Source organism: Pirellulimonas nuda (genome assembly GCF_007750855.1).
GTDB classification, from domain to species: Bacteria; Planctomycetota; Planctomycetia; order Pirellulales; family Lacipirellulaceae; genus Pirellulimonas; species Pirellulimonas nuda.
The window spans coordinates 4,890,528-4,911,818 of the sequence record NZ_CP036291.1 but is presented as its reverse complement, the minus strand read 5'-3'; the positions used below and the strand labels follow the sequence as shown (position 1 = coordinate 4,911,818).

The 21,291-nt window shown below is 66.7% G+C and carries 15 protein-coding genes; 4 read left to right on the top strand and 11 right to left on the bottom strand.

The window, feature by feature from the left end; genetic code table 11:
• Positions 1-2 precede the first annotated feature (2 nt).
• Positions 3-1,172 carry a DUF1559 family PulG-like putative transporter gene (locus Pla175_RS19060; protein ID WP_145288992.1) on the bottom strand — a complete coding sequence of 390 codons (1,170 nt, stop codon included), beginning with the start codon at positions 1,170-1,172 and terminating at the stop codon, positions 3-5.
• Between the two features lie 267 nt (positions 1,173-1,439).
• On the opposite strand from Pla175_RS19060, the gene Pla175_RS19055 reads away from it, so the two are divergent.
• From Pla175_RS19055 to Pla175_RS26620, 3 genes are read left to right on the top strand one after another with little or no spacing between them, the layout of a single operon-like run.
• The gene (locus Pla175_RS19055) at positions 1,440-2,834 is read left to right on the top strand and encodes a sensor histidine kinase (RefSeq protein WP_145288988.1); all 1,395 of its coding nucleotides are present in this window, start codon (positions 1,440-1,442) and stop codon (positions 2,832-2,834) included.
• Entirely contained in the window at positions 2,827-3,795 is a 969-nt protein-coding gene (locus Pla175_RS19050; RefSeq protein ID WP_231953970.1) for a sigma-54-dependent transcriptional regulator, read from the top strand. The genes Pla175_RS19055 and Pla175_RS19050 overlap by 8 nt, the downstream gene beginning before the upstream one ends.
• Before the next feature lie 15 nt (positions 3,796-3,810).
• Entirely contained in the window at positions 3,811-4,254 is a 444-nt protein-coding gene (locus tag Pla175_RS26620) for a helix-turn-helix domain-containing protein (RefSeq protein ID WP_449301090.1), read from the top strand.
• Between the two features lie 75 nt (positions 4,255-4,329).
• Here the strand turns inward: Pla175_RS26620 and Pla175_RS19045 are convergent, their stop codons facing one another.
• The gene (locus tag Pla175_RS19045) at positions 4,330-5,976 is read right to left on the bottom strand and encodes a response regulator (protein WP_145288983.1); all 1,647 of its coding nucleotides are present in this window, start codon (positions 5,974-5,976) and stop codon (positions 4,330-4,332) included.
• Positions 5,973-7,385: a sigma-54-dependent transcriptional regulator gene (locus Pla175_RS19040; RefSeq protein ID WP_231954545.1), complete on the bottom strand. Its 1,413-nt coding sequence runs from the start codon at positions 7,383-7,385 to the stop codon at positions 5,973-5,975. Before Pla175_RS19040 ends, Pla175_RS19045 begins: the two co-directional genes overlap by 4 nt.
• 484 nt (positions 7,386-7,869) lie before the next feature.
• On the opposite strand from Pla175_RS19040, the gene Pla175_RS19035 reads away from it, so the two are divergent.
• On the top strand, positions 7,870-9,216 hold the full coding sequence (locus Pla175_RS19035; protein WP_197526994.1) for an alginate export family protein: 1,347 nt from the start codon (positions 7,870-7,872) through the stop codon (positions 9,214-9,216).
• 28 nt (positions 9,217-9,244) lie between these two features.
• Here the strand turns inward: Pla175_RS19035 and Pla175_RS19030 are convergent, their stop codons facing one another.
• The 8 genes from Pla175_RS19030 to Pla175_RS18995 form a co-directional block, all read right to left on the bottom strand.
• Complete coding sequence (locus Pla175_RS19030; RefSeq protein WP_145288973.1) at positions 9,245-10,852, bottom strand: sulfite reductase subunit alpha; 1,608 nt, start codon at positions 10,850-10,852, stop codon at positions 9,245-9,247.
• A gap of 15 nt (positions 10,853-10,867) precedes the next feature.
• Positions 10,868-12,673 (bottom strand): NirA family protein, encoded by a 1,806-nt coding sequence (locus Pla175_RS19025; protein ID WP_145288970.1) that lies wholly within the window; start codon positions 12,671-12,673, stop codon positions 10,868-10,870.
• A 120-nt stretch (positions 12,674-12,793) separates the two neighbouring features.
• Entirely contained in the window at positions 12,794-15,109 is a 2,316-nt protein-coding gene (locus tag Pla175_RS19020; protein WP_145288967.1) for a molybdopterin oxidoreductase family protein, read from the bottom strand.
• On the bottom strand, positions 15,106-16,779 hold the full coding sequence (locus tag Pla175_RS19015) for a DmsC/YnfH family molybdoenzyme membrane anchor subunit (protein WP_145288962.1): 1,674 nt from the start codon (positions 16,777-16,779) through the stop codon (positions 15,106-15,108). Before Pla175_RS19015 ends, Pla175_RS19020 begins: the two co-directional genes overlap by 4 nt.
• Positions 16,780-16,786: 7 nt before the next feature.
• Positions 16,787-17,758, bottom strand: coding sequence for a GAF domain-containing protein (locus Pla175_RS19010; protein WP_197526993.1), 972 nt, complete (start codon positions 17,756-17,758; stop codon positions 16,787-16,789).
• A gap of 13 nt (positions 17,759-17,771) precedes the next feature.
• The gene (locus Pla175_RS19005) at positions 17,772-18,695 is read right to left on the bottom strand and encodes an ABC transporter ATP-binding protein (RefSeq protein ID WP_145288955.1); all 924 of its coding nucleotides are present in this window, start codon (positions 18,693-18,695) and stop codon (positions 17,772-17,774) included.
• 59 nt (positions 18,696-18,754) lie between these two features.
• Entirely contained in the window at positions 18,755-19,612 is an 858-nt protein-coding gene (locus Pla175_RS19000) for an ABC transporter ATP-binding protein (RefSeq protein ID WP_145288951.1), read from the bottom strand.
• Between the two features lie 56 nt (positions 19,613-19,668).
• A complete protein-coding gene (locus Pla175_RS18995; RefSeq protein ID WP_145288948.1) occupies positions 19,669-21,273 on the bottom strand; it encodes an ABC transporter permease subunit in 1,605 nt (534 codons plus the stop codon).
• Positions 21,274-21,291 lie beyond the last annotated feature (18 nt).

Genomic DNA, 21,291 nt, shown 5'->3' with positions numbered 1-21,291 from the left:
CGTTAGAAGTCGCCCCCGCTGAGGGCCTCGCCCCCCGAGCGGGTTGTCAGCGACGCCAGCACCCACAGGGCCACCTTCTCTGAGACGAAGTGGACCGACCCGTCGGCAAACGCAAACTGCGATCCGGCCGGGTGGAAGCTGTAGTAGAGGTGGCCCCACTCGTTGGAGTTGTTGATCTTCATCGTGCCGGGAACGGCGCTGACGCCCGTGAGGCTGCTGTTGCACCACTGGATGCGTTGGCCGATGGCGTAGGTGTTGTCGTTGGTGGCCCACGCGCCGCCGCGGGCGCGGGCGCAGCTGACGTCGCCGCGGGTGGCGTTTGCGGGGGTCAGCTTGCGGCCCCGCCACACGTCTTCACGCCCGGCGCACTCGCCCAGCATGATGGTGTTCGACGTGCCGTCGGCGATCCCCGAAAGGCTGGGGAAGCTGACGCGTTTCTTGATGAGCTGGAGGCGCGGATCGCCGTCGATGGTGGTCGTCCACGCCGGCAGCGCGCCGGCGCCGAACGGAAGCAGCACGCCCGCCAGCACGGTGTTGCTGTTGGCCGTGACGCCCGGCGGGAACTCCGGGAAGGGCGCGCCCAGCGGCGCCGTGTTGGGGAGCTCGTTGAGGATGCGGCTATGGACCCCCTCTGGGGCGAAGTAGTCGCCGCAGGCGCCGATCTTGTGTCCGACCGGGCCGTCGTCCTTGAACTGCGTGCGTTCCTGGATGGTGGTCGAGGGGCAGACCATGATGTCGAGAAACTTCTGCACCGTGATGCCGTTCGGGACGGGCCCGCCGCTGGGGTCGGGGATGAACGCCCCGGGGTTGGCGGGGTCCTCGACGTACACACTTTGGATCCGCCACCAGTCTTGGTTGAGGTCGTAGTTGGCGTCGCTTACCATCGCCTGTTGGTCGAGATACGGGAGCACGTCGGGGACCCACGATCTCGCAGCGCCGTCAGGTTCCACGCGTTTTCCGAACGGCAGGTGGGCCTCGGCCGATTCGTAGTTCAACAGCGCCAGGCCGAGCTGCCTGAGGTTGTTCTGGCACGCGGCCCGCTTCGCGGCCTCGCGAGCGGACTGGATGGCCGGCAGGAGCAACGCCACCAGGATGCCGATGATGGCGACAACCACGAGCAACTCGACCAAGGTAAAGGCGCCGCGTGGCGTCCGTCCGCTACGATTCTCCATTCTCTACTCCGTGCTGTGCGAGTGAACCGCTGGCTGCCGCCGGTGCTGGGCGACGCGTGCCCCTAGGCAATTTCCATTCCGAACCGACGCCGTTCTCGTTCATCCGATGTTCTCGCTATAATCAGTACGCAAGGCGCGCCGTGCCTGCAGCAGCGTGTCGAGTCGGCCGACACCCCGTGTCCAGCGATTCGACACGACCGCCGCGACGATCAACCCAGCCCCCACCCTCTCTGCGCGCCCTTGCGAATCCCTATCCGCTACCAAGTGATGGTTCCACTCTTGGCGGTGGCGCTGGCCAGCCTAACGGCGATCGCGTTGATCAATGCGCGTGCCGCAACCCTCGCAACGAAGTCACGCATCGAACGTCAGTTGCAGGACGTAGTGCGGGTTCTCGCGGGGAGTTCCTTTCCGCTCACCGACTCGGTGCTGGCGCAGATGGGCGGCCTTGCCGAGGCCCAGTTTGTGCTTACCGATGCGTCGGGCCGCCGTCTCGCTTCGAGTTTGGCCGTTGGGCCTGATGTTTTTGACGCCGGCAACCACGCCGCGCGCCGAATCAACCAAGTGAAGCTGGGCGACTCGATCGAGCTAGACGGGCTTGGCTACTACCATTCCGCGGTAGCGATCAAGGGCCGTACCCCGTTCCCCGGGCCAACGGTCCTGCATATCCTCTTCCCGCACGACGACTACAACGCCGCGTGGCGGACGGTGTTTCTTCCACCGCTGCTGGTTGGCCTGGCGACAGCCCTGAGCGTAGCGATTGTGACGCACTTGGTGACGACACGGATCAGCCGTGCGTTGGGCAGGCTCGGGCGCGAAGTGCAGACGCTTGCGGGAGGCGACTTCTCAAAGATCCCGACGCCCCGCCTGAACGACGAGACCCGCGATCTCACGATCGCTGTCAATCACACCGCGACGCGCCTTGCCGACTTCGAAGCCGAGGTCCGCCAGACCGAGCAGATGCGGACGCTCGCCATGCTTGGCGCCGGGCTGGCGCACGAGATGCGAAACGCCGCTACGGGCTGCCGGTTGGCGGTAGACCTGCACGCCGAAGGCTGCCGATCCGAACAGGGCGTTGAGAGCCTGTCGGTCGCCCGCCGGCAGCTCGACTTGATGGAGCATCGGCTCAATCGCTTCTTGAAGATCGGCCGGCAACCGGCCGAGGAGGCCCGCCGAGACGTCAATCTGGCCGACCTGGTTGCGGAGATGACGTCGCTGGTGGCGCCGGCGGCGCGGCACGCCGGGGTGCGCTTGCGGCAGCGGCGGCTGGGCGACCCCGCGGTCGTTAGCGCGGACGCCGAGTTGCTCGGCCAGGCCGTGATGAACCTGTTGCTCAACGCGCTCGACGCGGCGTCGGGGCGCCCGTCGGACTCTGACCGGGCGGGCGTCGTGAGGGTGTTGACCTGGGGCGACCGTCGACAGTCCCGCATTGTCGTGACCGATTCGGGGCCGGGCCCTCAACCCGGAGTCGGAGACCGTGTCTTCGCCCCTTTTGTGACGGACAAGCCCGAAGGGGTTGGCCTAGGGCTTTCCGTCGCGCGCCGGATTGTCGAGTCGTACGGGGGTCAGATCGAATGGATCCGGCGGGGACGCCGCACGCGGTTCTTGATACTCTTGCCGGTCGCCGGGCCGCCCACTCCTGAACCAGGAACCGCACGTGGCTAACATCCTTGTTGTTGACGACGAACAGTCGATCTGCTGGGGCTTAGAGAAGCTCGGCCAGAGCCTGGGGCACGAAGTGCGTGTGGCGCCGTCTGCCGAACGCGGCCTTGCGCTCGCGGCCGAATCGCCCCCCGACCTGCTGGCGCTCGACGTGCGGCTGCCGGGGATGGACGGGCTCACAGCCATGGGGCGTTTCCGCGAGATTATCGGCGACGTGCCGATCATTGTGATGACGGCGTTCGGCGACCTTCAGACCGCGGTGCGGGCGGTGGGCAGCGGCGCCCAAGAGTACGTGCTCAAGCCGTTCGACCTGCACGAGATCCGGTCCGCCTTCGAGCGGGCGCTGCGGGTGGCGCCCCTAGCCGCCGCACGCCCCGAGCCCGGCCTAGACGAGTCTGAACCGACCGACGGCATGGTCGGGCGTTCGCCGGTGATGCACGCCATGTTCAAGCGGATCGCCCTGGCGGCCGCGTCCCGCGCCAACGTGCTGCTCTCGGGCGAGAGCGGGGTCGGCAAGGAGTTGGCCGCCCAGGCGATCCATCGGCACAGCCCCCGCCGCGACGGGCCGTTTGTCGCGGTGAACGTGGCCGCCCTCAACCCCACTCTGGCCGAGTCGGAGCTGTTCGGACACGTCGACGGCGCGTTCACCGGGGCGAGCCGCACGCGCCAAGGGCTGCTGGCCCGAGCCGACGGCGGCACCTTGTTCCTCGACGAGGTCGCCGACATCCCGTTGGACTTGCAGGTGAAGCTGCTGCGGGCGATCGAGTTGGGCGAGGCGACGCCGGTCGGTTCCGACCGGCCAGTGAAGGCCGATTTCCGTGTCGTCTCCGCAACGCACCAGGACCTAGCGGGGTGTGTCCGTGCCGGCGCGTTCCGCCACGACCTCTATTTTCGCATCTGCGCTTTTGAGATCTGCCTACCAGCGCTCCGAGATCGCATCGACGACATCCCGCTTCTCGCCTAGTACTTCGCTTCGCGGATGGGGGGGGACGCATTCACCTTGTCGGAGGAAGCGGTCGCAGAGATGCGCGGACGCGCCTGGCACGGAAACGTCCGAGAGTTGCGGAACGCGATCGAGCGCGCCCAGGTCGTCGCCAGGGCGGGCGTGATCTTGCCCGAACACCTGCCCGCGCCGCAGTCGCCATTGCTCACCCAGGCTTGGGCGTCCAAGGAGGCCGGGACGCTGAACTTGGCGGACGCCACAGCGCAGCGAGCCAAAGAACTCTTGAACGATCCGCGGTCCGCAGGCTCGGTCTACCAGCAGTTGCTGAGAGAGATCGAGGGCCCGCTGCTGTCGAGCGCCATGCAGCACTTCGACGAAGAGTGCGCTCCCGCCGCCCGAGCGCTGGGTCTGCATCGAACGACGCTGAAGAAGAAGCTTGAGGAGCATGAGCTATCGCAGCGCCGGTCGGGCAGCCCATGACGAAGCGTTGTCGCGATCAAAGAGCGTCCGCCAAGCGGAGCTGCATGAAGCAAGACGACTTGTCTGACCGGGCGCTCAGGTCGCGCTCCCGACCAAGGCCGACCGCAACTGGTCGACGGCGGTGATCGATTCGGCCGCCAACTGCTGCAGCGTTGGCCAACTGACGTGCTTGGCCGTCGCGGCGTCTTCGAGCCGACCGAGCGCGTGCCGGCACCCCGCGTGGCCGAAGTTGGCTGCTTGGCCTTGGAGCAGGTGCGCTAAGCGGCGGACCTCCTCGGGTTGCTGTTTTGCGATCGCTTGCGACAGCGACGCCGTCTCGTTGGGCGCATGCTTGAGGAAGCAATCGACGAGATCAAGGTCGTAGCCCGGGCCCGACGGTTCGCACGCTTGCGACCGCCCGACGTCTAGCACGCGGGACAGTTCGCGAGCAAGCAAGATCGGTCGCACCGGCTTGACGACAAAGCCGTTCATGCCTGCGGACAAGCAGCGCTGGCGGTCGAGCTGGGTCGCGTGAGCCGTGAAGGCGACAATCGGCGTCGGAGCGGCGCCCGTCTCCTGTTCTCGCAACCGCAACCGCCGGGCCGTTTCGTAGCCGTCCATGCGGGGCATCTGGATGTCGAGCAGTACGGCGTCGTAACTGGATTCGGCAAGCGCCCGCAGGCCGGCCTCCCCAGAATCGGCCAGCGACGCTTCGCAACCGAGCCGAAGCAGTGCGGCGTGGCACGCCGTCCGGTTCACCTCGTCGTCCTCGACTACCAACACGCGGGCCCCGATCCATGGCTTCGAGAGCGGCTCGGCGTCGGCCGGCGCCGGTCCGAGGGCGATTGCTAGCGGCAGTTCGACCGTGAACCGGCTGCCGGCGCCGACGCGGCTTTCAAGCGTGATGCGGCCCTCCATGCGGTCGACCAGCGACCTGGCGATGGCCAACCCGAGCCCGGCGCCCGGCAGATCGGCCCGGCTCCGAAAGCCGCGTTCGAACACACGCGCCCGATCCTCCACAGGGATCCCGGGGCCCGTATCCGCGACCTCGAAGCACAGCAGCGCGACCCGGGAGTCGGTTGCGGCCAGCTCGCAGCCGAGGGTAATGGCGCCGTGTTGGGTGTACTTCAGCGCGTTGCTCAACAGGCCGAGCAGCGTTTGGCGGATCCAGGCTTCGTCGCCGACGACGATCGTCGGCGTTGCGGGGTCGATCCGCCATTCGAACCGCAGCCCCGCGGCCCGCGCGGACGGCCCCACAAGGCAGACGACACGCTCAATCAGCCGGCGCACGTCAAACGGCGCCCTTTGCGGGCAGGGGGCCTTGGCCGCGAAGTCGTCGAGCGCCCGCAGCATCGAGGCGGCGGCGTCGCCGAACACCGGCTCCCCGCCGATCTCGGCGGCGTTCTGGATGAGGATGGCGAGGCTTCGGAGTTCGTGCTGGGTGTCGGCCCAGTGGGCGTCGTGGACGGCCTGAGACGCTTCGACGCGTAGGCGGGCCTGGGCGCTCTCGTGAAGCGCGAGGGCGTGCTGTCGGCGGGCGGCGCCGACCCGCTGGGCCGCGGCAAGGATCGCCGTGCCGACCGCAATCGCTATCCCCACCATCACCCATGTTCCATCGTGGCGGACCACGGCGCAGGCCCCCACAACCGCGAGAAGCAAGCTCGCGGCCGCGGCTGCGTTGAGCAGAAGCGCGCAGGTTGCTAGAGCGGCGTCGGTGCGGTCGAGCAAGTCGCTGGTCTTCACGATGGGGCCGTGGACTCTACTACCTGCTGGATGCTGATGCCGAGCGTTCGAAGCTTCTTGCGGAGGCTGGCCCGCGTGATGCCAAGCAGCCGCGCGGCGTGCGCCTGATTGCCGGCCGTGTTGCGGAGCACCCGGGCGAGCACCTTGCGGTCGGTCTCGGCCACGGCTTCGGCGTAGAGGTCCTCGGTGCCGCCGTCGATCCGGAAGTCGACGAATCGGTCCCAGTCGGTCGCGTTCTGGCTCCCCGTGTCGGGTCCGCCGTCGGCGACCACCGGATCGCGTGCGAGGACCGCCTTGAGGTAGTCCGACGTGATCACGTTCCCCTTTGCTTCCACAACGCTCCGCTTGAGGACGCTGCGTAGTTCATCGATGTTCCCCGGCCAAGTGTGGCGGGCGATCACTCGGTAGGCTTCTTCGGACACCCGCGGGGGAGCGGCGGCGTGCTGTGGAGAGACCTCGCAGAGCTGCGCCAGCAGTTGCTCGATCAACAAGGGAAGATCGGTCAGACGCTGTCGAAGCGGGGGGAGTTGGATGGTGAAAGAAGAGATCGCGTAGTAGAGGTCGGAGCGAAGGCGCCCGGAACGCACGAGCCCCTCGAGGTCAACGGCGCTGCTGGCGACCACCCGGCACGGCGTGGGCTCCCTTCCGCCTGAGCGAGACCACGCCTGCTGAATTGCCAGCAGTTTCGCCTGGGTCGGAAGCGTCAGGGCAGCGATCTCTTCGAGGTAGAGCGTCCCTCCCGCAGCAGCGGCGACGCCGCCGCTCTCGGGGCGTCCGTCGCCGAACAACTCGGTGTCCAAGTCCGTCCCCTGAAAGGCGGAGCAACGGAGGCAAACGAAGGGACTTCCGGCCCGACCGCTGTGGCGGTGGATCGCGCGTGCGACCGCCTCCTTGCCGGTGCCCGCCTCGCCGCGGATCAGCACCGGCACGTCTTGCATCGCGATTCGGCCGATCGCCTTGAAGACGTGCTGCATTGCCGGGCTGTCTCCCACGAGCGACTCGGCGTCCGCGTCCGCGGCCGGGGAGCCGTTTGCCGGCTGCTGAGGGGGCGCGTCCAGCAACCGACGCAGCTCTAACGCACGCTGCACCTGGCAGCGCAACGTAGCGGGGTCGATCGGCTTTGGCAGGTAGTCGAACGCGCTCAGCCTCATCGCTTCGATCGCGGTGCTGCCCGAACCCCGTGCGGTCACAAAGATCACCGGCACGCGGGGGTCGATGCGGTGGATCTCGGCGAGCGTGTCGATCCCCAGCCGGTCCGGCAGGATGTTGTCGAGGATCACGGCGTCGGGACGGGCGTTGCGGATCAAGTCGAGCCCATCACTCGCCGACAATCGGGCCTCGATCGAGGGAACCAATCCGTGCAGCGCACGCCGCACCTGCACCTCAACGAGGGGGTCGTCGTCGATCACAGCCAACAATGGCCGGGCGTTCCGGGGAGGGTCCAGTGCCAACAAAACCGTTGAGGTTGGTGCCGGTGGGTGGAGACGAGACCTCTGGAAGCAATTGTCATGCCAGAGCTTAGCCGGCGTGTTCTCAAGTACTTTGCGTGGTTCGGCGGCAGCCGCTGACCGAGCCGCCCGTTCATTGGGCAGCGGCGCCGATTTGCGGCGCACCGCCACCCTGCCGGCCATGGGCCCGCGATAGAAATCGTTCGTAGCCCGTCCGTTGGTCCGCAGACGTCCGCTCGGACTGAACGTGTCCGGCATGAATTGAGGGCTGAGCGGGTCGTAACGACTTGCGCGGCTGCTTCCACAAAGGGCACCTGCGCTCGTGGCTTTGGCCGATCGACCATTACTAGGCGACCCTTTTTTGCCGCGCCCGAACGGCGCCCAACGAGTGAGACAGGGAATGTTCCGATTGCTACGCGCAGGATGCGCGGTAGGCGCTTTGCTCGTGTCGCCCTGGGCGACGGCTCAATCGCCGTGCGCCTCTTCCCACAAGGGCGTCTTCTACGCCAACGACTTCAGTTACTTGAGCGATCCGAACTACGACGGCGCCTGCTTCGGCGACCTGCTCAAGCAGAACGAGCTGGCCGGCGGCCAATTGGGGACGTACGACATCGGCGGCCAGCTTCGGTTGCGTCAGCACTCGGAACTTGGCATGGGGCGCGAGGTGGGGGACCTCAACGGCTTTGGCGACACCAACAACGATTTCCTGCTCACGCGTCTGCGCCTCTACACCAACTGGCAGGCCACCGAAAACGTCCGGTTCTTTGGCGAACTGATCAACGCCAACCTGGCGGCTGATGAGAGCTACGTTCCGCGTGCGATCGACGAAGACCCGATCAACTTTCTGAACTTGTTCTTCGACACCAAGTTGACCGACGAAACCACCTTCCGCATCGGTCGCCAAGAGCTTCTCTACGGCGCCCAACGCACGGTGTCTCCGCTCGACTGGGCGAACACCCGGCGCACCTTCGAGGGGATCAAGGTGATCCACAAAGAAGGGGACTGGGCGGTCGACGGATTCTTCACGGCGTTTGTTCCGCCCCAAGCGGACGAATGGGACACGGCCGACTGGCAGCAGCAGTTCTACGGCTGCTATGGCACCTACTCAGGCGCCAAGAACGCGGTGTACGACTTCTACTACCTTGGCTACGACAACCGCCAGACGTATCAGCCCGGCAAGGACGCCCCCGGCAGCCGCGACTTCTCGCTGCACACGTTTGGCGGACGGATGCTGGCCACACAGGACGCTTGGTTGTTCGAGGTCGAAGGGGCGTTGCAGACCGGCAGGCAGAGCGGCTTGGGCCTCGATCAACGCGCCGCGTTCGTAACCGGCGGCGTCGGACGCAACTTTGATGTTGAGTGGTCTCCCACCCTGTGGTTCTACTACGACTACGCAACGGGCAACGACGGCAACGGCGCCTGGAACCGCTACAACCAGTTGTTTCCTCTGGCGCACAAGTACCTGGGATTCATCGACTCCGCCCAGCGGTCGAACATCTCATCTCCCAACTGCCTGCTTACCGCGGCGCCGGCGGACAAGCTGAGTCTGCTCTTCTGGTACTACTACCTAGGGGCGGCCCAGGCCGGCGACATCGTGCCGGGCGTCGGCTTCAATACGGATCAGAACACAACCAGCCGCGACTTCGGGCACGAGCTCGACACCATCGTCCAGTACCAGATCTGCCCGCGGTCGAACATCCTGTTCGGCTACTCTCACCTTTGGCGGGGAGAAAAGATCATCGGCACTCGCGACGCGGACTTCTTCTACACGCAGTGGGAAACGAACTTCTGAGCGGCGCCGTGGCGGTGGACGCCCGGGGCTAGTAGACGTCTCGCACGTAGCGCTTCGAGTTGCGGAGCGCCTCAACGTAGGCCCTGGCGGAAGCCTCGTCGCGGGCGCCGTGCTCCGCGATTACCTCGTGCAGCGCCCGGTCGACGTCCACGGCCATCCGCTTGGCGTCTCCACAGACAAAGAAGTACGCCCCTGCTTCGAGCCAAGCGAACAACTCGGCGCCCGCGGCGCGCATGCGGTCTTGGACGTAGACCTTCGCCTGCTGGTCGCGGCTGAACGCCGTATCGATGCGGGTGAGCAGGCCGGAGGACTGCATGGCAGAGAGCTGCTCCTGATAGAGGTAGTCGGTGGCCGCGCACTGGTCGCCGAAGAACAACCAGTTCTTGCCGGGGGCGCGGGCAGCTTCGCGTTCCTCGAGGAACGCACGGAACGGCGCGATCCCCGTGCCGGGGCCGACCATGATCATCGCCGCGGTCGGGTCGGCCGGAACGGTGAAGCCGTGTGAAGGCTGCACAAAGACGCGCACCGCCGAGCCGGCCGGCAGGCGGTCGGCAAACATGGTCGACGCGACCCCCTTCCGCTCGCGACCGTTCTTCTGGTACGCCACGCGGCCAACGGTCAGGTGGACTTCCCTCGGGTGCGCCGCCAGCGAGCTAGCGATCGAATAGAGCCGCGGGTTCAGCACGCCCAGCGCCTGAGCAAACGCCTCGGGCGGCGTTTGCGCGGCGGGCGCCATCCGCACAAGTTCGAGCACGTCCAGTTCATCGAGCGCGTCGTCTCCGATCAGCGACTGCAACCGGGCCCGCTGGTCGAAGTCGTCGGTAGATTCGATGAGCAGCTCCAGCAGCTCCTCTTCGACGCTGCCGAGGTCGGCGTGTTGGGTAAGGGCGTCGCGGAGCGTCGTGTTCACGCCATTGGAGGCAGTTACCGGCTCGTCGCCCGCAAGCCGGAGCGATCCCAGGATGTCTTCGACCAGCGTCGGGCAGTTGGTCGGGTAGACGCCGAGCGAGTCGCCGACCCCGTAGCTGAGCCCGCTGTCCGCCAAGTCGATCACGACATGGCTGGTGTGCTTTGCCGACCCGGCGCCATTGAGGTTCCGGGATTCAAGGAGCCTGGCCGTGAAAGGGTTGGCGCGGCCGTACGCCGCGCCGTTGGACGGGGTAGTGGTCGGCGTGGCGGGGTTCGATGTCGCGCCGTTTAATGTTGCCGTCGGGGGGACGGAGAGCTTGACCAGCTCCTTCAGCTTCTTGGCGGTCTCCTTGCCGCCGGGCGAGCAGAGCGTGAGGCTCTTCTCTTCGCCGCGGGCGATGGCCTCGGAGTACGTTTGGCACAGATAGCCGCAAGCGCCGCAGTCTAGCTGAGCCATCGCCGCCATCAATCGGCGTTCGTGCGGCTTGCCATCGGCCAGCGCCATCCGTTCGTGGAGCGGAAGAGCCGCGTCGTGCCAAGGGAACTCTTCCTCGGCGTCAAGGCTTTCTACCGCCGTCGGCCCCCCAAGCATCAATTGGGGGGCGCCTGGGACGTCGGCCGGAGGGGGGGCGCCATCGACGCCGAGCCACCCGGCCAAGAAGCCGTTGAGCCAGGCGCGTTGAGCCGAGTCGAACGGCGCGGTTTCAGGAACTAGCGATGCAGTCATCAATCCCTCCAGGGCCTAAACAGGGGCGGGCGACCCCGTGAACAACCGTTTCAATTCCTCGACGCTGCGGGCCGCGGTGAACTGGGCGAACGACTGCTGCACCGACTCGCGTGCGTCAAGGAAGCCTTCCAGGATGCGCGTCACGAGCGCCGGAACCTCGTCGGCGCGGACCGACGAGAATAGCTCTCGTCCGATGCGTTGACGATCGCCGTACCCGCCGCCGACAAACAGGTGGTAGCCTTCCACGGTGTCGTCTCCAACGTCGACGCTGGTGGCGATCAGCCCGATGTCCCCGATGTAGTGCTGAGCGCACGAGTGGTGACACCCCGTGACATGGATGTTCACCGGCGTGTCGAGCTCGAGCCGGTCGTCCACGTACTGCGCGATCTCCATCGCGTTGCGTTTGGTGTCGGCGCCGGCGTACTTGCAGCCGGCGCTGCCCGTGCATGCGACCAGCCCGGCGCGAACGCTGCTCGCCTCGACGCCAAGCCCGAGCGCTTCGACCGCTTCGGCGACGGCTTGTTGGTCTTCAACGCGGATGTTGGGGATCAACAGGTTCTGCCACACCGTGAGGCGGAGGTCGCCGTTGCCAAAACGGTCGCTGATCCGAGCGAGGCCGCGCATCTGCTGGCTTGTGAGCCGACCCACGGGCAGAACGACGCCCAAGTAGCACAGCCCGGGCTGCCTTTGAGGGTGGAAGCCGATGTGCGCCAGTCGGTCGTCCGCCGCGGGGCGTGAGTACGCCGCCACCGGCGCACGGCGCAGCGGCTTTCCAAGCTCCTTCTCTACTTCGGTCAAGAACCTCTCGAACCCCCAATCGTCTAGCAGATACTTCAGCCTGGCCCGCTTGCGGTCGGTGCGGTCCCCGTTCGCGATGAAGACGCGTAGGATGGCGCCGCAAACGTTGATGCACTCCTCGGGCAGGAGCAGCACCCCGGTCGGGCGCGCGAAGTCTTCGTGCCCCGTGATGCCGCCCAGCGCGAGCTGAAAGTAGACGCCAGCAGCCGAGTCTCCGCTGGGCTCTTCGAGGCGCACCGCGTGCAGGCCGATGTCGTTGGTGTCTTCCAGCGCGCTCACGCGGCCCCCTCCGTCGAAGGCGACGTTAAACTTCCGCGGGAGCCCGAACAACTCGCGACGGTTCAGGATGTATTGATTCAGCTCCTGCGCCAGCGGCAGCGTCTCGATCAGCTCGTGCGGGTCGAGCCCGCTGAGCGGGCTGGCGGTTACGTTGCGGATGTTGTCGGCGCCGGCGCCGGTGTTGACGATGCCCAGGTTCCGCAGGCCGACCATCACCTTGGCGGGCGCGGCAGCCGGGATCTCGCGGAGCTGCAGGTTGGAACGCGTGGTGACGTCTGCGTAGCCGCCGGCGTGGGCGAGCGCCAGGTCCGCCAGCCCGGCGAGCTGGTAGCTGCGTACAGCGCCGCCGGGGAAACGCAGGCGGCACATGAACGCGTCTTGCGCCGGGGTGACGTAGAACAACCCGTGGTACTTGGTCAGGAAGACGTCGATCCCTTTGGGGAACTCCCCCCGGGCGGCGCGGGCCTCGATCTCGTCCCACTGGTCGAGCGGGTTTTTCTCGCGCTTGGCCCGCTCTTCCGCGACCAGCTTGCCCCCCGCAGCCGACTGGCGGTCCTGAGCGTCGTAGTGAAGCTGGTCGGGCCGGTGGGGGCCCCCGCGCGGCGTGGCGGGGGCGCCACCGATCGACACGGTCGTGCCGCTGCTGGCGAAGACAGGCAGCCCGCGCACGCTGCGAGCCACATCGGCGCCGATGGCGAGCCCTTGGATGTAGCTTTGTTGTTCGGAGCTGAATCCGCTAGGCATGGGGTTACTCGACTTCTTCGGTTGGCCACCGAACCCCGACAGGGGCTCGAGAGGAGGGCGGACGAAAATCAGCGTGCGACGCCGCTGGGAGAATCGCGGGCATCCGCGGGCGTCAGCGGGTTAGTCGCCATAGGTGCTCCTGCTCACCGATGGGGCCTCGGTGGCTGTTTTTTGCGGGCTGCGTTGTTCCGCGCCGCGGATCGCCTCAATCCGTACCGCGCAGTCCTTATAGGAAGGTTGGTGCGAATGGGGATCGAAGTGCGAAAGCGTTAGTCGGTTCGTTTCGGGGTAGTGCATCGGCATGAAGAGCTGGCCGGGCCGGATCGTCGGCGTGACGTAGGCGGTCGCCGCGACCCTGCCCCGGCGGGAGGCGACCCACACACGCTGCTGGGGGCGGACCCCTTCGCGGCGGGCGTCGCCGGGGTTGACCTCGACATAGACTCCCGCCGGGTAGAGTTTCCGCAGCACCGCCGACTTGGACGTGCGTGTTTGTGTGTGCCACTGCGACGCCGTGCCCCGGCCCGTGAGCAGCAGGTAGGGGTAGTCTCGGTCGGGGGGTTCCGGCATGTCCGTGGGCGGGTCGAACAGAAACCTTGCTCGGCCATCGGCATGGTAGAAGCGGCCATCCTCGAACAGCCGTCTCTGCCCGGCGACCCCCTCGGCGGGGGCGGGGCAGGGCCACTGGATGCCTCCGTTGCGGTCGAGGTGCAGGTAGTTCTCGATCCCCGAGAAATCGCACGGCGTGCCGACCGAGAGCCGCTTGAGGATCTCAAAGGCGGCTTCGGGGCTGCTCCATTCGGACAGCATCTCTCCGCAGCCCCAACGGTCCGCGATCAGGCGGAAGATGCTGAAGTCCGAGAGCGCCTCGCCCGGCGCCTGTTTCACCTTCTTGATCACCCCCAGCCGGCGTTCGCTGTTGATGAAGGTCCCCTCCTTCTCACCCCAGCCCGCGGCCGGCAGTACCAGGTCGGCTAGCGCCGCGGTGTCGGCCGAGTGGTACATGTCCTGCACCGCCAAGAAGTCGAGGCTCTTCAGCAGCGCCCTGGCGTCGGCTTGCTGGCTCCAGGAGTGCGCCGGGTTGGTGCAGATGAACCACAGCCCACGGATCTTGCCGGCGCGGACCCGCTCCAAGATCTGGTGGTAGGGAAGGCTGTTCTGGGTCGGGATGCGAGCCCCGTCGATGCCCAGCACCCCCGCCACGTGCTCGCGGTCGGCCCGGTTCTCAAAGTCTCTGCCCCCGTACAAGCAGGTGGTGTTGCTGAACAGCCGCGACCCCATGGCGTTGGCCTGGCCGGTAATCGAGTTCGCCCCAGTTCCAGGCCGCCCGATGTTGCCGGTCATCAAGGCCAGGTTGATGAGGCTTTGCGCCACGCGGGTCCCCTCGTAGCTTTGGTTCACCCCCATGGTCCACCAGAAAGAGACCCGTTCTCCACGGTGGATGACGTCTGCTACTTCTTCGACCAGGGCGGGGGCGATGCCGGTACGCGCCGCCACGGCGTTGGGCGCGTAGGCTTGAAGGTGCTGTGCGAAGCCGTCGTACCCTGTTGTGTGCGCGTCGAGGAAGTCGCGGTCGATCCAGCCCTGACGCGCTAGCACGTGGGCGATCGCGTAGAAGAGCGCTAGGTCGCCCTTGGGCTTGAGGGGCAAGTGCTTCGACGCCGCCATCGCTGTTTCGGTCGAGCGTGGATCGATGACGATGATCTTCGGCCGGTTGCGGTTGCGCAGCACACGCTCCCACATGATGGGGTGGGCGATACAGAGGTTCGAGCCGACCAGCACGATCACGTCCGACTCTTCGAAGTCCTGGTACGTAAACGGCGGGGCGTCGTACCCGAACGACTGCTTATAGGCCGTCGCCGCGGTGGCCATACATTGACGCGTGTTGCCGTCGCCGTGGACCATCCCCATGCCGAACTTCGCCAGCGCGCCCAGCAGCGCCTGTTCTTCGGTGGGCATCTGTCCCGTGCTGAGGAAAGCCACGGACTCGGGCCCGTGCTGGCGCTGGATCGCCTGCATGCGATCACAGAAGGTCGACATGGCTGTGTCCCAGCTCGTCGGAGACAGCCGACCGTCCGCGCCGCGGAGCAGCGGCGTTGTGGCCCGGTCGGGGGCGTCGAGCACATTGAGTGCCTCCCAGCCTTTTGGGCAGGCCATGCCAAGGTTGACCGGGTACTCGGTCGCCGGCGAGAGGTTTACCGCTTGGCCGTCGCGCAGGTGGATGTTCAGCCCGCAGCCGGTCGAGCAGAACCCACAGGTCATGGTCGTTGTGGCGTCTGGCTTCAGCTTGGCGGGGACCTGGCCTAGGCCGAACTCTCCCGGCGCCCGCACCAAGTCGTGCGTCAGCACGCCGTCGCGCTGGTGGATCAGGTTGCGGACCTGTCCGACGAGCTTGGGCGCCGTGCGCCTCGGCTTGGCCTTCAAAACGGGCTCGGTCATGGTTTGATCCCCCCCGGCATGCGGAGCGGGATGACCGCTCCAAAGAACAGCGTCCGCTCTGCCAGCTCGCCGACCACCAGCAAGCCGAGAGAAGTACAGGAGATTGCAGCCGCGACGGCGCCCCCCGCAGCCAACCCGGCTAACGGCAAGACCACGCCCCCCAACACGCCGGCCGCGAACCTGGCGCCCGTGACCGCGGCGAGTGGCCCCGTCATCAGTTGCCCGGTGAGCCGTTGCGAAGGGTGCGTCTCGGCCGACGGTCGGAGGATAGATGCTTCAAACAGCAGCTTGGTCGTCGCGGCCAAGATGATCCATGCCGCCAGGCCGTGTGAAACTGCGCCGGCGTTCTGGGTGAGCGACCAGCAGGCAAGCACGAGGGCCGGCCCCAGCACGGCGGAGGTTAGCCAGAACCGCGAGGCGGTCCCTAGGCCGATCCAGAAGACTCGGCGGGTGAACTGATAGATGCGGATCGAGCAGTAGACGCCGACCGCACCCGCGATCGGGGTAAACGCCTCGAGCGGCACACGGAGCGCCTGCGGGGGCTCGAGCGGCGGTTGGAACGGCAAATAGGGCAGCAGGGCGTACGCGGTCACGGCCGACGCCGGGCCGGCAAAGGCGCCGAAGGCGATCGCTTCGCGGCTGAGCCACGAGTGGCGCCATCCTAGCACCGCCCGGAACGCGTACGTCGGTCGACCCAGGTGGAGCGTGCTCGCCGCCAGGGCCACGCCGGTGGCGCCCATGGCGGTGAGCGCCGCGAGCGCCACGAAGGCCTCTCCTCCGCCGGCCCACCAACGCAGCGGCGAGAGAACCGCAAAGGCGCCGACCCCCATCTGGATGAGCGTGAGCATGATGATCAGCGGCCAGTGGGCGTGCTGCGGCGACGCGTGAGCCGCGTCGGCGGGCGCGGTTCCGGCCGGCAGCCGATCTGCGCCTAGGTAGCGTGTGGTGGGCTTCGTGAACTCGCTGTCGGGGGCGCCAGGCAACAAGCCTCGACCGGACGCCTCCGCTTTGGTCAGCTCACGCGGCGTGATCCTGATGCGGATCGCCTGGCTGGGGCAGGCCTGCACACAGGCTGGCGCCTCGCCCGCGGCGAGCCGGCCGTGGCACATGTCGCACTTGCGGACGATCCCCTTCGTCTTGCTGTACTGGGGAACCTCATAGGGGCATGCCATGGTGCAGTACTGGCAGCCAAAGCACTGGTCGTCGAGGTGCGAAACGACGCCCGTGATGGGGTCTTTCTCGTAAGCGTTGGTGGGGCAGCCGGCCAGGCAGGCCGGTTCCAGGCAGTGGTGGCAAGCGGTGGTGACGTGTTGGAGAATAGGGAACTGGTCGTCTGTACCTTGTAGCAAACCGACCGCCCGCCACGTCTCGGTAGGCTCAAGCCCGTTCATGCTGTGGCAAGCGCTGACGCACGCCTTGCAGCCCGTGCAGGCGTCGAGGTCGACCTCGAACGCGTACTGCTCGCCGGCGCCCGGGGTCGTTAGCGGGATCAGGTCGCGGTAGTACTTCGCTTGAGCCGGCGGGGAGTCTGCTTCGTGCACCCGCGCAAACCGTTCTACCGCGGTCAGGTCGCGTTGCTCGGCCAGCAGGCGGGTGACAAAGTCGCCCGCCGGCGCGGCGCCGTTGTGCGGGCTTGCTGGGGCGATCGGCGGTTTGGCGAGGACAGTCACGGCAGATTCATCCAATCAGGGTGACCACGGCGGCAAGGCGCTCACCGACAAAGACGGGGAATCCCAGGCCCGTGGACAGCCCGTACTCGCTCAGCCTGCGGCCACGCGCGGTCTCAAAGGCGGGGGCGTCGTCGGTCGCTACGGGGGCCATCTCTTGCCACGCGCGTCCGGCCAGTCCTTCGCCCCGTGACAAACGCCTTTGGCTCGCCGCGGGCGCCAGGTCGACGTACGGGCCGTAGAAGGCCGACCGCAGCGTGAGCGAATCGGTCCCTTCGTCATCTGGCTCTGCCGGCGTCCATACCTCAATCACCGATGCGATCGGCGACCGGGCGGACGAGAGCAGGCAAACGACCGAGTCGATCTCGAGCGGCGAAGAGAAGATGGGCAGGCCCAGCGCGGCGTTCAGCCCTTCGGCCCGTGCGCCGGCGGCGCGCATAAACTCCTTGGAAGACCCGAGGTTCCCGACCAGCTTGGGAGATTGTTCGCTCCACACCTTGCCGGGCAGGCCTGCACGCTTTGGAAACTTGACGTACTGGCTGATCAGGCCAAAGCGGTCGAGGTTCGCGTAGTAGCTGCCGGACAAGGCGAGCTCGTCTCGCTGGTTCCGGCGCCAAACTTCGAACGCGCCTTCTGCGTCCTGCCCGTGGTCGCACAAGAACGTGACTACCCCGGCGACCTGCTGCCGATGCAAGCAAGGGACCGCGATGCCGCTCGAGAGGCCGACCCGTTCCGCGAGCTCGGCCCGTAGGAACTCGCCCGCCTGCAAGTCGTGCATAACGACCGGCGATCGGTCGCGCCAAGCCATCCCGGGCAGGCCCTCGCCGAGGCAGAAGCTCATCGACTCGCTGCCGGAGCGAAGCTCGTCGTCGTCTCCGTAGGCGCCCGAGGCCAGCGTGAGCCGCTGACCGGAGTCGTCGCAGCGCCAAACCTCGATGGCGCGAACCAACTTGGCCTTCGGCGGAGCTGAGGTAAGTGTCATCAAACGAGCCTCCTTAGGCGGCGCCGACGGGGAGGGCGAGGTCGGCGGCGTCGACACCCACGCGTCCGTGCGTGGTGTCGTAGAGCGCCTCGACGCGTTGCATCGTCGCCGATGCGTCGTCGTGGACCCCGCTCTTGTCATCCGAGTGGTCTTGCTGCTCCAAGAACGAGATCAAGCAGCCGCGGAGGTCGTAGTAGAGGGGGTGTTCGAGCACGTCCGCGCGTTGGCGGGGGCGTGCAAAGGGGATCTCCAAGATCTGCCCAACGTGCGCCCGCGGCCCGCTGGTCATCATGCAGACGCGGTCGGATATGTAGATCGCTTCATCGACGTCGTGGGTGATGATCATGGTCGTGATCCGGTCGGTATCGAGGACCCGCAGCACCACGTCTTGCAGCTCCATCCGAGTGAGCGAGTCGAGTCGGCCGAACGGTTCGTCGAGCAGCAGCACCTGCGGCTTCAGGGCGATGGCCCGAGCGATGCCGACCCGCTGCTGCATCCCGCCAGACATCTCGCGCGGGTACTTGTGCATGGAGTCCGCCAGGCCGACGGCCGCGAGATAGTGTTCGCAGATCTGCCGCCGTTGGGTCTTGGAACCGTGCGGGTACACTTTCTCGACTCCCAACATCACGTTGCCCAGCGTGGTGAGCCACGGCAGCAGGCAGGGAGACTGAAACACCACTGCCCGGTCGGGGCCGGGGCCGTCGATCTCGCGGCCGTTGACCGCGATGCTGCCCGACGTGGCGGGGTTGAGCCCGGCGAGCATCGTCAGCACGGTGCTCTTGCCGCACCCCGAGTGTCCGATCACGCTCACTACGTCGCCGCGCTGCATGACCAGATCGAATCCGTCCACCACCTTCACGTCGTCGGCGTACCGGTTGGGGTAGGCCTTGGTGAGCTGGAAGATCTCGACGAAGCGTTTGTCGTGATAGGAAGTCACGCAAGGTCCTTAAGGATTCTTGGGTCGCTGAGAGCGGGGTTCGGCGTTCGGGGGCTCGATCACGCTACGCTCAACGGGCGTCCGGGGATGACCGGTTCTAGGTCGGGGAGGGGATAATCGAGCACCGGCGCAAGCTCCTTTGCGTCGCTGCTCATCCGCAGCATGGCCCGGGTCACGTCGTTCCGCAGCCGCTTGAAGTCTGGGTCGAAGTTGAGCGTGGCGCGGTCCCTCGGTCGCGGGAGAGAAACGCAGAAGCTGTCGCCAAGCGATGCCGAAGGGCCGGGGGTCATCGGCACGATGCGGTCGGCCATCAAGACCGCCTCGTCGACGTCGTTGGTGATCATCACAACCGTGCGGCGGTCCTCTTCCCAGATGCGGATGATCTCGTCCTGCAGCACAGCCCGAGTAAGGGCGTCTAGCGCGCTAAGCGGTTCGTCCAGCAGCAGCACCTCGGGCCTCATCGCGAGGGTGCGAGCCAGCGACAGCCGCTGCCGCATCCCGCCCGATAGCTCTTGCGGCTTCTTTTCTTCGGCGCCGGTGAGGCTGACCAGGTCGAGATACGTTTGCACGTAGGCGCGTCGTTCTGGGCCCTTGAGCCCCGGCATCACCCGGCGGACCGCGAGGTCGATGTTGCCGACGCACGTCAGCCACGGGAGCAACGAGTAGTTCTGGAACACGACCCCCTTGTCGGGACCCGGGCCGGCGATCGGTTCGCCCCGCAAGCGAGCCCCGCCCAGGGTTGGCTTCTCTAGGCCGGCCAGCAGCGAGATCAGCGTGCTTTTTCCGCTCCCTGAGAAGCCGAGCACCGCGACAAACTCGTTCTCCTGGACCCGCAGGTCCGCGCCCTGGAACACCTCGTACCGGCTTGAGCCAGAGCCGTAGGCGAATGTCACGTTGTCGAGTTCTAGAAACGCCATCGAACGACCTCACCCCCTCTGATTGTGTGACTGTGTGTCGGTGGTCTACTGTTTTGCTAGATCGCTGCCGGTGCGCCGTCGAAGCTCACGAGGCGTTGGAAGACGATCATCACACGGTCCAGCAGCAAGCCGACCACGCCCACCTCAAACACCACGACCACCATCTTGGCGAACGAGTCGCTGGCGCCGTTGTTGAACTGGTCCCATACAAACTTGCCGATCCCCTCGGACGAGCTGAGCAGCTCCGCGGCGATCAGCACCATCCAGCCGACCCCGAGCGAGATACGCAGCCCGGCGAACATCAGCGGCAGCGCCGAAGGCAGCACGATCTTGAAGAGCCGGTCCCAGAACCCAAGCCGCAGCACCCGGGCGACGTTGAGGTGGTCTTTGTCAACCGACGCGACGCCCAGGGCGGTGTTGGTCATGGTCGCCCACAGCGAGCAAAGCGCCACGGTGATCGCCGAAGCGATGAACGCCGGATTGATCTTGTAGTCGCCCATCCAGGGCAGCGCCCACAGCTTCTGGACGAGCGGGTTCTTGTCGGGGTCCGGGATGAACCCGCTGACGATAATCAGCGCTACCGGCAGCCAGACGATGGGAGAGACCGGCTTGAGCAACGCGATAAAGGGGGTCGCCATCGCCATGACGGTCTTGGAGAGGCCGCACAGGATCCCGATGGGGATCGCGATCGCCGACCCAAGCAGGAACCCGCAGAAGACACAGAGCACGCTCCGCTTGGTCTGGAATGGCAGCGTCGCCGGCTGGGCGTAGGCCGACTGGGCGACCGACGCGATCCGGCCCTCGGCGCGCTCGACCCGCCTGGCCGCCGCCAGGGCGTCTGCGCCCGTTGCGGCGAGCAGCTCCTGCTCTGCCTCGGTCAGTTGGGCCTTCTCCCGGTCGAGTCTCGCGGCTCGGTTGGCGCCCGCAAGCAGGTCGGCCTTCTTCGCCAGGTACTGCTGCTCCTCGGCGACGGACGATTGGAGGCGGGTCCACCGCTCAACCTCAGGCTTGGCGCCAGCCTGCTGCGCTGCAAGCTGGTCGCGGAGCGCCTTAAGCTCTTCGCGCTCGAGTTGCTTCTTCGCCTCGTGCGCGCGGACGTAGCCGACGAGCTGCTCTTTCCCCTCCGGCGAGCCGGCCGGGAGCTTCTGGGCGAGACGCAGCAGCGCCTCTTCGCGTCGCGACCGGGCGCGAGTGATTTCCGCGGTCGCCTTGGCGACACGCGCCTCCGCCGGCGATTGTTTTGCGTCGACCGCGGCGGATGCGTCTGCCTGCGAGCTGCTTAACTTGGATTCGATGATGCCCGCGGCGGCTTCGAGCTTGGCCAGCCGCGCTTCGGTCTCGTCAAGCATCTGCGCTCGGTTGCTCCCCTCTGCCAGGTAGGCGTCGGCCTTGTCTTCTTCGCGGAGGTGGAACGTCCAGATAGCGGACGCGGCCGACCACGTCTGGGCCGGGTTCGGGAGCTTGCCCGATTTGGTCTGGATGCGCTCGGCAACCAGGACCCACACGCCAACGGCCACGGCTACGGCCAACAGGGGGAGCACGATGTACCGCCCGATCTCCCTGAGCTGCTTCGCCGGTTCCTCCCCGTAGCACAGCAGCACCACGGGGGTCAGGAAGTTGAGCCCTGCGACGTCGATCGCCTTGATCAGCGTGTACTTCATCGGCCTGGGGCGTTGGGT

Excerpts from the sequence above, each read along its gene's own strand:
- Pla175_RS19060 (WP_145288992.1), bottom strand. The coding sequence starts at position 1,172 with ATGGAGAATCGTAGCGGACGGACGCCACGCGGCGCCTTTACCTTGGTC.
- Pla175_RS19055 (WP_145288988.1), top strand. The coding sequence starts at position 1,440 with ATGGTTCCACTCTTGGCGGTGGCGCTGGCCAGCCTAACGGCGATCGCG.
- Pla175_RS26620 (WP_449301090.1), top strand. The coding sequence starts at position 3,811 with ATGGGGGGGGACGCATTCACCTTGTCGGAGGAAGCGGTCGCAGAGATG.
- Pla175_RS19030 (WP_145288973.1), bottom strand. The coding sequence starts at position 10,852 with ATGACTGCATCGCTAGTTCCTGAAACCGCGCCGTTCGACTCGGCTCAA.
- Pla175_RS19025 (WP_145288970.1), bottom strand. The coding sequence starts at position 12,673 with ATGCCTAGCGGATTCAGCTCCGAACAACAAAGCTACATCCAAGGGCTC.
- Pla175_RS19020 (WP_145288967.1), bottom strand. The coding sequence starts at position 15,109 with ATGACCGAGCCCGTTTTGAAGGCCAAGCCGAGGCGCACGGCGCCCAAG.
- Pla175_RS19010 (WP_197526993.1), bottom strand. The coding sequence starts at position 17,758 with ATGACACTTACCTCAGCTCCGCCGAAGGCCAAGTTGGTTCGCGCCATC.
- Pla175_RS19000 (WP_145288951.1), bottom strand. The coding sequence starts at position 19,612 with ATGGCGTTTCTAGAACTCGACAACGTGACATTCGCCTACGGCTCTGGC.
- Pla175_RS18995 (WP_145288948.1), bottom strand. The coding sequence starts at position 21,273 with ATGAAGTACACGCTGATCAAGGCGATCGACGTCGCAGGGCTCAACTTC.